We start from the raw sequence: 9,922 nt of genomic DNA on the forward strand, positions 1-9,922 counted from the left end.
CTGATCGCGCAGGGCCAGAGCGTGACCGACGTGATCCGATCTCTCGGCGTAACAGAGGTGACATACTACCGTTGGCGCAAGGAGTTCGGCGGCCTGAAGACGGATCAGGTTCGACGAGTGAAGGACCTGGAGATCGAGAACCAGCGGCTGCGCAAGGCGATTGCCGACCTGACGCTGGACAAGCTGATCCTGCAGGAGGCGGCTCGGGGAGCCGAGCGAACGATCGCAGACCGCTTTGCCGCTTTCGTAAAAAATTCAGGGAAGTTGGAACCAAGGCGAGTTCAAGATTTAGTCCGGATGAAGCAACGCTCAGGCCCAGAGATAGATCGATTAATCAGATGAATTTTGTAGTTCGTGCAAGCCCTGTCCTGTCCCTCCCCTATTTATCAATTACAAGAATATAAGAGATCAACGCTCTTTTAAAGCTTGAGATCCAACTTCAACCAGGGGTAAAAACACATACTCAAGAATGCGACGGTGCCCGGTCTTGATCTCGACCGCCACCGCCATCCCGGGTGACAATGGCACATCGGCCCCGTCCGCAGCCACGCTCAGCGCTTCCGGATGGATCGTGATCGGGAAGACGAGGTTCTGCGTGCGTTGCGCGCCGCCCATGAACCCGTTCGAGCGCGCCGATTTGCTCTGACCGCTCTCGATCTGCTGGGCATCGGGCTCGGGTATCGCGTCCGTGGCGATGCGGGTCACCTTGCCTGAGACCGTGCCGTAGCGCGTGAACGGCAACGACTCGATCTTGATCATCGCCTCCTGCCCGAGATGGGCAAAGCCGATATCCTTGTTCGGCAGGTAGGCCTCAATCTCCAGGGTTGAACCATCTGGTACGATGCGCATTAAATCCTCGCCCACGGTAGCGACCTGCCCGATGGTGGTGACAGACGATCTCTGGACCGTGCCGGAAATCGGACTTTTCAGCGTCATGTGCTCCGTACGTGCTCGGGCTTTTCCCAGCCGCTGGGAAGCTCACCGCCGGCCCCCGTCCGCGCCACGGCTTCGAGGACTTGTTCGAACGTGCGCTCGAATAGCTGTCGAACCCTTGGCGTATATGGTGTTCCGGCGACTTCGCCGTGCGCCGGCTGGTACTGCGGCTGGCCTTCGCCGAGCGCATCCCCTACCGCCGAGGGAGAGGTTTTCGAACGCAACATTTGCGTTGCCGTTCAACATCTTAGAGGAGATCGATATGCATGAAATGATGATGGCGCGCCCGAAAGGATTCGAACCTCTGACCCCCAGATTCGTAGTCAGAGGTCCATAGTAAGCATAAGCGTTCGGTAAGCCTCTTTATTGATTGCAAGCCAACGGCTTAAGCGGCATAACCTCAGTCTCACGTGATCGTAAATATGCTTTGGGAGGCGCGAGATTGCTTCCCATGCGCTTCCCAGACGAGACCCCCGTGCGCTTGACCCGCCCAAACGTCACCCGCCTAGTGCTCCCGCCGGGCAAGAGCGAAACAATCGTTTTCGATGACGCGCTGCCGGGTTTCGGCGTGCGGGTGCGGGCCGGCGGCAAACGCACCTGGATTGCTCAATATCGACTGGGGACGAAGCAACGCCGAATCACGCTCGGATCGGTGGAAGCCGTTGACCCGGACGAAGCGCGCACACGTGCGAAACGCGCGTTGGCCGACGTACAGCTTGGAAACGACCCGCAGGCCGAGAAATCTCAGGCCCGTGCTCGCGCTGCAATAACCCTCGGCTCGATTGCCGTGCGTTACCTCGACCACGCGAAAACCCGCCTGCGACCGCGGAGCTATGAAGAGGTCGAGCGCCATCTGACGCGCCATTGGGCACCCCTGAGAGAAATGCCAATTCACGACGTTGGCAGACGTAATATCGCCGGCCGTCTGGACGATATCGCCAAACAGCATGGGCCATTTGCATCAAACCGTGCTCGGGCATCGCTCTCGGCCATGTTCACGTGGGCGATGCGGCAAGGGGAGGCCGAGGCAAACCCCGTAATTGCGACCGGCAAAGCCACCGACGAAATCAGCCGAGACCGCGTTTTGTCGGACCTGGAAATTACAGCCATTTGGCAGGCCTGCCGAGACGACGATTATGGTCGCATCGTTCGGCTCCTTATTCTGACTGGGCAACGCCGTGAGGAAGTCGGGGCAATGTGCTGGTCGGAAATTGATCGGACGAAAGGCATGTGGCGCCTCCCAATGAGCCGGACAAAAAACGGCCTTCCTCATGACGTGCCATTATCAGCGCAGGCACTCGATATTATTGAAGCCACCCCGGTCAGACCTGGACGCAACTTAATTTTTGGGCAGGGCGAGGGCGGATTTCAGGGCTGGTCTAATTCCAAGACCGCGATGGATAAACGAATTTCTGAATTTTTGAAAAGTCAGATAACGGCAAATAAAAGCGCACTCTCACCTTGGCGGTTGCACGATTTGCGTCGGACGATGGTGACGCAGATGAACGAATCACTCGGGATTTTGCCTCATGTGGTCGAGGCAGTTGTAAATCATATCACCGGCCCTTCAAAAATGGGGGTGGCAGGCGTTTATAATCGAGCGGGATATGCCGCAGAAAAGAGAATATCTCTAGAAAGATGGGCAGAATATGTTTTCGCACGAATTAATTCGCCCAAATAAATTGGGCCGGAGAAATACAAAAATTTCATCATAACCTTTGGATGCACTTTGACATTCCCGAACCTGCTTGATACATCTATTTGGAGGCGCACTCGATTGTCGTTTAAGATGCTTGCCGCTTGGATAAAACTACCATAGGCTCCCTCTACCCCGTGACCACGCGGGGCAAAGGAGCATGTTCATGGCTCATGAATCCACCGTCGAGGCCGATGCGGACGCCCGAGCCGAAGCTAAGGCGAAAGCGAAAGCCGAGGCGAGAGTTAAGGCAAATTCGTATCTTGAAGGACTGCCGGCAGAAGCGGCCAAGCTCATGGTAGCAAACCGAGTGCTTGGGGCGGCTGAGGCCGCGGAGATTTGCGGTTTCTCTCTGGCCCACTGGCGCCGGATGTACCGCACCGGAAAGGCCCCTAAGCCGATCAAGCTCGGCGGTTGCAAGCTTGGCTGGCGCTTCGGCACCCTTGCCGAGTTCAGCCTTGGGCAGGCTGCTTGATGGCGGGCGCTGGTAGCCATCTGGCGCCCGCTACGTTTGGCAAAGAGTCGGGGACGGACATTCCCCCGCGCTCACCCGCCCCGCCGCCCATTGGCCGCCAGGGGCGCTCACCTGCCCCCGTGGATGCCTTCGTGGGCGTAGGGCACCCGCTCATGCCGGTGGGGCATGTTGCCCGCGGCCTTGCCCGGCTCGCCACGAAAGGCGTTCGCACGGCCAAGGTGCTCAGTATGGGCGGCGTGCCCGTCGTGGTGACGAAGGCCCTTCCCGAGGGCGTCCATGCCATGATGCTGGCGGACCGGATCGAGGCCGTCAGAACGGCGACAGGACAAGTGGTGGCCACGGTGGCACGGGATGCATTCCCCTGTGCCGCTGCCCTACCCAGAACCGCTGGCACCGCTGCATCTGGTCGTCTCGGCTCTTTGGACACTGCGAACGCCATCGTCGGCGCCTGACGATTTCGAGGGCGCCGAAACGTGCCCTCGCCAATACCCTATTTTCGGGCGCATTGCCCGCCGGTCCACGACAAGTCCGTGCAGGCTAAAACCGCACGTCGCTGAGAATAATGCTCAGTGAATTTTCGGACCCGGCGGCCACCAGTTGCCTATGCAAGAATGCCTCGCATAGCGACGACAGGTATCAAATACCGCATTCGCGAGGATAATAGGCCGGCTCAAGTTTGAGCTTGGCCAATAGCGTTTCCGCGTGACGGCTCATTCCGCGCGATGGCTAAAAATTCATTTGTCCAGCGGAGAAACTCGCATGTCCAACAGCAGTAGTTCAACCAAAACAAAAATAAAGGACGATGCAGAATGGGGTTTTGTCTGTGAATTGGGAGATTGCTTAGAGCAAATTGACTGGGTTGTGTGTGATCGGGTTTTCAGGTTGGGGGAGCGCGGCTATTCAGGGGCAGAGCGTGTTCAATTAGCTGCGAATGAACAAGCGCGCCTGCGATCCAATTACGATCCTACTTTCGAGAAAAATTGGCTTGATGCTGTCCCCGACGACCTTGTTTTATTTTGGGCCATAGGTGGCGAGGACTGTTACATCGATATTCTAGCGCCACGCGGCCCTTCGGGTCGTCGTCGCCTACTGCCTGATGCCACACCGCTGGAGTTCGATAAGCGCAAAGCACGCTTGAAATCTGTGGCTTCCGCGGCGCGCGGAGAAGCGCTGAAAGAGTGAGGGAGGAAACAAGACGGGGGTGCGCTTATCGAGGACGCACCCCCGTCTTGTAGCCGAACATTGCAGACAAGCCGCCAAACAAGCCGCAAATCTCCAACAGTGATTATCTAAATGCCACAACTGATTCAGTCAACGACAGCGAATGAAATGGCGTCAACATTTGGCGAAGCGTGCCAGCCCTTCGTTGACGCCGGAATACCCGCACGCGCGTTGCTCCCCATCGCCCCGCTCGGCGCTAAGCTCCTAAAAGCCTCCGACCTGAAAGAGGACTCACTAGGGAAATCCCCCGGCCGCTTCAATAAGGCCAAGGGGCAGTGGGGCGGTCTCGGGTTCGACCCTATCAAGGTCGGCCGTGGGCAAGACGACATCGCTGAAATGGCGCCGTGGCCGACGCCGAATGTCGGCATCCTCGGCCGGTACCTGCCGGCAATCGACAGTGACGCCGAAAATGAGGACGCGCGCCGACTGATCGAAAAGGCCGTCATTTCCACATTCGGCCAACACGCTGAAATAGCCGAGCGTCGCCGGGGCACCGTCGCGCGCCGGCTTTACGCTTTTCGGGCGAAGGACCCGGACGACCATGATGGGGTCGTTCGCGGCCGACATATCGCCTATCGTCTCAAAGGTGAGACTGAGGCCGATTTAGTCCACAAGCTCGATATCATCGGTTTTGGGAACCAGTTTGTTGCCGCGGGTAATCACGCCAGCGGGACGCATTACGAATGGGCACCAAATTGGCGCCTCACGGACTTGCACCGCGCTTGTCGGAAGAATGATCCTACGGTCGGCCTGCTACGGATCGAGAACGCGGATATTGTTCGTTTCATCGCAGAGTTCGAACACATGCTCACCGAGGCCGGCGGGGAAATCCTCCGGGCCTCGGGTGGCCGGGTGCCGGGCGAGGAACGTGATTTCTCGAAAGAGGAGCCCCTGTATCCTGTCGCCGACGTGCTCAAGGGGCTCGACCAGATTCCGAACTGTAAGGACCTATTCCCGCACCGTGACGACCTCGTGCGAACCGTGTCTGCGATCCGGGCTGCACTTGGGGCCGAAGCCGAGCCCCATTATGACAATATCCGGGAGTGGGCGACGGCCAATCCCGACCCGGACTGGTGTCCTGACGAGTATTTCGAAAAGGTCTGGAATTCCCTCGACCGCGGCGTGCGCGTTGACCGTGAGGCCCTGGACCGGATTTTTCGCCGGAATAAGGTGTTCGTCTCGGCAAAGCTGGAATTCACTGGCAACACGGACGCCATGATGAAAGGCACCCGCGAGCGAAAGCTGGAAGCTCGTGCGAAGGAAATGGACATATTGGAGGAAATATCCGCGCGGTATGTATTCGGCCACGTCAACACGCGGACAGGCGATGGGGCACTGCGCATGCGCTCGTCGTGGAACCCGGCCGTGGAGTGGCGGGTAGAGGACTGGTGGGAGGGCAAGACTACGGACAATGCCCTTGCGTTGCTGGACCGGCTGCAGGAAGGCGGCCGGTACGACTCCGACGAGCACGGCATGTGGTCCTTTGCCCGGGACATGGTGAAGCTGTACCCAAATGTATTTTACACGGGGGAGACCCGCCACCCGAATATCGAGCGCGGCGAGATCGTCGTGTTCGCGAACCCCTACGGTGAGCCGACCCGCGAAATCAATATGCGTTTCCTATCGCCCGTAATCCGGGCCGCAGCCGCACCCCCGAAGGACCCGCGGCAGGCCAGCGAAGACCTCAACCGGGTACTAGATTTCGTGGGCCGGGTCTTTGGGAAATTCGCTAAATACGAACTCGATACGCTCGCGTACATGGTCCAGACGGGGAGGCGGCCCGGACACATGCTGTTCCTGGTCGGGGAGCAAGGCGTTGGAAAATCGATTTACGCTCACATGCTGATTTCGATGTTTGACGGCATCGGGAAGGATATGGGCGCGCAAATCGACGGCACGAAAATGACGAACGAGGCGGCCCGCCGTTTTGCGCTTGCGCGGGTCGAGGGCGCCCGGATAATTTCCGTGAAGGAATTGCCCGAGGGCTCGACCGCAACGAACATGGCGGCCGTTACGTCCAGCCTGAAACAGCTAGTCGACCCCGGCCCGGATGGCGATTATTTCCAGATTGAGGCGAAGGGGAAGGACAGCCGGCCGGTTCTCAATCACGCCCGTGTCGTCACTACGTCGAATTATGCAAATTCCCTCAAAATCGAGACGTACGACCGGCGAATTTTCTTCATCCGGTGCGGTATTGACCTGGAAAATAAGCCCGAGCCCGAATATTACGCGGACCTCACGGATATAACGGGCGACCCGCTGCGGCTGGCGACATTCTGGCGGCACCTGCGCGAGCGGGACGTGTCCGGGTATGAGGTCGCCAAGGCTCCGCCGGTTTCTGTGGAAAAACTGGAAGCCGAAATTTCCGGCATGACGGACCCGTGGGAACGCCACATGGCGGCGGCGCTGGAAACCCTGCGCGCGGCCAACCGGGAGTTGTTTGATCTAAAAGAGCTTGCCGGCCTGATGACGGATATGGCCGAGAATGAGCATGCGAACACGAACGGTACCGTTGACGACCGCCGCGAATATAATTTCGGAAACAATCCCGCAGCCTCAAAACGACTGGCGCGGGAAGCAACGAAGATAAAAGAAATCAGGTCCAACGGAAAATGTCTGGGCAATGTGTACGGTTTTAGGACGGCCCGGCAGATAATCGACCGGTTCAAAATTGCGAGCAACAGGGCCGTACTAGAAGCGCTCGACCAGGACCGGGCAAAACCACTGTCGCGGGTTCACGTATTCCCGATTTTCGCCGGCCCCCTTAGGTCCACCGGCCGGCAGTAGGGCACTCCGAGCGGCGTGGACGGACCGATGGGCCGGTGCGCTTACCGGCGATGGTTGCCACTGGGAAGGCCGCTCCGCGGGGCCGCTAAATCCTCCCCCCCACGCCAGCCCGAGCCACACGAAGGTAGGATATAGCGGCCCTGAAGCCGAGCGACATGGTGGTCCTGGACAACCGTTCGGCTCGCACGGTCGTGTACCGGCGCAAGGCCGTCCAGATGGCCGGTGCGCTGCTGGCCTGCATGCTTCGAACCGAAAGCCCGCGCAATAATCTCAGCCCGATGGAGCACGGGTTCGCCGAGTTCTAGGCGCGCACCGTCACCGGCATAAACAGCGGAATTAGGTAGCAAACTCACCGTCAGGCGTTGAGGAGCAAACGCGACCGTCTCCCAGTCCTGCCTATCGGGCGACTGCGTCAGGGGAAAGGTGCATCCCAAGAACCCTACGTTCTCATACACCTGCCATTCACCTCTGCCCGTGCGTATGCACCGGCATGGCCCTGTATTTCTTCGACGTTCACGACGGCGCACACGTCTATGACGAGATCGGACGGGAGTTTTCCGATCTCGAAGCGGTGCGGACGGAAGCCATGCAGCTCGCGGCTCAGCACGCTGTCAGGCCGAAAGTGTCCGGCCGCGACGGCAGGACCATCTTCGTCACGGTGCGCAACACGAAGAATGATGTCGTGCTGAATGCCCAGCTGGTCTTCAACATCAAGATGCGTGGTGTGGGCTAGGAAAGTGCGGCCTTCTTGAGCAAATGCACCAAGGGGCTCAGGACGGCGACGCGTCCAGATTGGCGACAGCGTCCATCGCATCCTTCGGGCTGATGCGAAGCTCCAGTACGGCGTGCGAGCGAATTACGCGAGCCAGCGTAACGCTATTGCTGATCAATTCCTGTTCGGTCGGATTAGGGCGAATTAAGCCCCGATACCTTGCATTGCGCAGAGCGCACCCGCGGGCCTTGAAACATAGCATTTGCTATAATTCCCATATTCGCCGCAACAGGGGCTCATAGGTGATGCATCAGGTCGGCTTACAGGGTGCCATTCAGGGTGCCTTATTTACAGCTAAGTATCTGATATCGCTGAATGAGGCGTTTGACTCGTGCTTTCCTCGCGCGCTCGCACACGCCTGCGCCCGCTGCGCGCGCGCGCACACTGGGTTTGGCCGAATGGGACCCTTGGGACCCTTGGGACACTGGTAGAGAGCCCTGTGCGTATTTAGTGCCGCCTCTGTCGTCCGGTTCGGGACGCCGTGGTCCTGCCGCGCCATTGCCATGAACCCACTTCGGCCTTGCGGACAGGCCGATCGACTGTTACATAGCAATCAACGAACATCGATTGCGGCGTAACGGGCGATTGGAATGGCTGAGGGGCGGTATATCAGCTACCTGCGGGTGAGCACCGCGAAGCAAGGTGCGAGCGGCCTCGGGCTGGAGGCGCAGCGCGCGGCCGTCACCGAATATCTCAACGGCGGGCGGTGGACCGTCATCAACGAAGTGGTCGAGGTCGAGAGCGGCAAGCGGAACGACCGCCCCAAGCTCGCCGAGGCGCTGCGCCTCTGCCGGCTGCATAATGCCACGCTGGTCATCGCCAAGCTGGACCGCCTCTCCCGAGATGCAGCCTTTCTGTTGAATCTCCAGGCCGGCAACGTGCGCTTCGTGGCCGCCGATATGCCCGAGGCCAACGAAATGGTGGTCGGCATCATGGCCGTGGTGGCACAGGCAGAGCGGAAGATGATCTCGGCCCGCACCAAAGCCGCCCTGGCCGCCGCCAAGGCACGTGGGGTGAAGCTCGGGGGCGACAGGGGCGTCGTGCCGCCGGCGGGTGCCAGTGCGCGCGGAGGCGCCGTCACGAAGGCTAGGGCCTCCGCCCGCGCGTGGGACGTGGCTCCGGTTATCGAGGAAGTCCAAGCGGCCGGTGCTGTGTCCCTGCGGGAGATTGCGGCCGGTTTGAACAACCGAGGCATCCGCACGGCTCGCGGCGGCCAATGGTCGGCCGTCCAGGTCAAGCGCGTCATGGAGCAACCCTGATAAGGCTCGGGGCGCCAACGGCCGTTATTGCCCCTCGAGGCAAGCCCATCAGCGCCCACCACGCCAGCCCGAGGCCGCGCACCAGGGCAAACCCGCGCGGATGCCCCCCACCCCGCGCAAGAGGCTCGGCGCCGCGACTATAACGGTGGTCACGCGCCACAGTCCCCCGAACCGGTTCTGTGAACCCCCACCTACCCCATTGAATTGAGAGAGGCTCACCTGGCAAAAAATCCGGGGGCATTCTCCTCACCGAAAATTGGAGTTGTCTAAATCCAGCACCACCTTTTGTTTGGACTCGGATCAAATCCCGAAAATCCGAGCATGGAGCTTTTCGGAAACGGGCTACGGGCTCCAAGAAGGGTTACATTCATCCCTCTCGTCGAAATCGTGCGAATCATCACAGAAAAGCGGCGGATAAAACTGCGCGCAAACGGTTGGGGGCAAGCGGATTGAATAACGCAACTGCCAAGCGGCAGCCCGATCTCTACTGGCAGCAGCTACAGCAGCTAAAAGCTGCAAGCGTGTGCATTCGTCTATATCGAAACCAGCTTGCTTGGCGCGTCCGTGCCGTAGAAATAATTAAAGCCGTTGCTTCCAGCGGTAGTATCGCTGGTTGGGTGGTATTTAAAGATTATCCTATTTTATGGTCGTCCATTATCGTCGCAGCGCAATTGCTAGACGCACTGAAAAACGTTTTTCCCTTTGCGAGGAATTATAAATCGGCCAGTGACCTCATGACCTGACCGGCTGGCTTTGGACCGGGCTGATTGAGAGGATCA

Annotated in this window: 10 protein-coding genes and 1 pseudogene; 10 read left to right on the forward strand and 1 reads right to left on the reverse strand. The window is 59.2% G+C overall.

The window, feature by feature from the left end; translation table 11 throughout:
* A pseudogene (locus MHA02_RS21245) lies at positions 1 to 210 on the forward strand (transposase); the annotation flags it as partial.
* 198 nt (positions 211 to 408) lie between these two features.
* On the opposite strand, the gene MHA02_RS21250 reads toward MHA02_RS21245, so the two are convergent.
* Positions 409 to 936, reverse strand: a complete 528-nt coding sequence (locus MHA02_RS21250; RefSeq protein WP_147082507.1) for a beta-barrel domain-containing protein — start codon at positions 934 to 936, stop codon at positions 409 to 411.
* A gap of 472 nt (positions 937 to 1,408) precedes the next feature.
* Here MHA02_RS21250 and MHA02_RS21255 point away from each other — a divergent pair, with 472 nt between their 5' ends.
* The 9 genes from MHA02_RS21255 to MHA02_RS21290 all read left to right on the forward strand — a co-directional run bounded on the left by MHA02_RS21255 (position 1,409) and on the right by MHA02_RS21290 (position 9,886).
* Positions 1,409 to 2,614, forward strand: a complete 1,206-nt coding sequence (locus tag MHA02_RS21255) for a tyrosine-type recombinase/integrase (RefSeq protein WP_147082508.1) — start codon at positions 1,409 to 1,411, stop codon at positions 2,612 to 2,614.
* 181 nt (positions 2,615 to 2,795) lie between these two features.
* Positions 2,796 to 3,104: a helix-turn-helix transcriptional regulator gene (locus tag MHA02_RS21260; protein ID WP_147082511.1), complete on the forward strand. Its 309-nt coding sequence runs from the start codon at positions 2,796 to 2,798 to the stop codon at positions 3,102 to 3,104.
* 131 nt (positions 3,105 to 3,235) lie between these two features.
* On the forward strand, positions 3,236 to 3,556 hold the full coding sequence (locus tag MHA02_RS21265; RefSeq protein ID WP_147082512.1) for a hypothetical protein: 321 nt from the start codon (positions 3,236 to 3,238) through the stop codon (positions 3,554 to 3,556).
* Positions 3,557 to 3,863: 307 nt separating this feature from the next.
* On the forward strand, positions 3,864 to 4,286 hold the full coding sequence (locus tag MHA02_RS21270) for a hypothetical protein (RefSeq protein WP_147082514.1): 423 nt from the start codon (positions 3,864 to 3,866) through the stop codon (positions 4,284 to 4,286).
* Positions 4,287 to 4,397: 111 nt separating this feature from the next.
* Complete coding sequence (locus MHA02_RS21275; RefSeq protein WP_147082516.1) at positions 4,398 to 7,112, forward strand: DUF5906 domain-containing protein; 2,715 nt, start codon at positions 4,398 to 4,400, stop codon at positions 7,110 to 7,112.
* A gap of 155 nt (positions 7,113 to 7,267) precedes the next feature.
* Complete coding sequence (locus MHA02_RS22330) at positions 7,268 to 7,417, forward strand: hypothetical protein (RefSeq protein ID WP_170249415.1); 150 nt, start codon at positions 7,268 to 7,270, stop codon at positions 7,415 to 7,417.
* 185 nt (positions 7,418 to 7,602) lie between these two features.
* Positions 7,603 to 7,845, forward strand: a complete 243-nt coding sequence (locus MHA02_RS21280; RefSeq protein ID WP_147082518.1) for a DUF6894 family protein — start codon at positions 7,603 to 7,605, stop codon at positions 7,843 to 7,845.
* 629 nt (positions 7,846 to 8,474) lie between these two features.
* Complete coding sequence (locus MHA02_RS21285) at positions 8,475 to 9,143, forward strand: recombinase family protein (protein ID WP_147082520.1); 669 nt, start codon at positions 8,475 to 8,477, stop codon at positions 9,141 to 9,143.
* Between the two features lie 449 nt (positions 9,144 to 9,592).
* On the forward strand, positions 9,593 to 9,886 hold the full coding sequence (locus MHA02_RS21290; protein ID WP_147082522.1) for a hypothetical protein: 294 nt from the start codon (positions 9,593 to 9,595) through the stop codon (positions 9,884 to 9,886).
* The last annotated feature ends 36 nt before the right edge of the window (positions 9,887 to 9,922 follow it).

The organism is Methylobacterium haplocladii, from assembly GCF_007992175.1.
Taxonomy (GTDB): domain Bacteria; phylum Pseudomonadota; class Alphaproteobacteria; order Rhizobiales; family Beijerinckiaceae; genus Methylobacterium; species Methylobacterium haplocladii.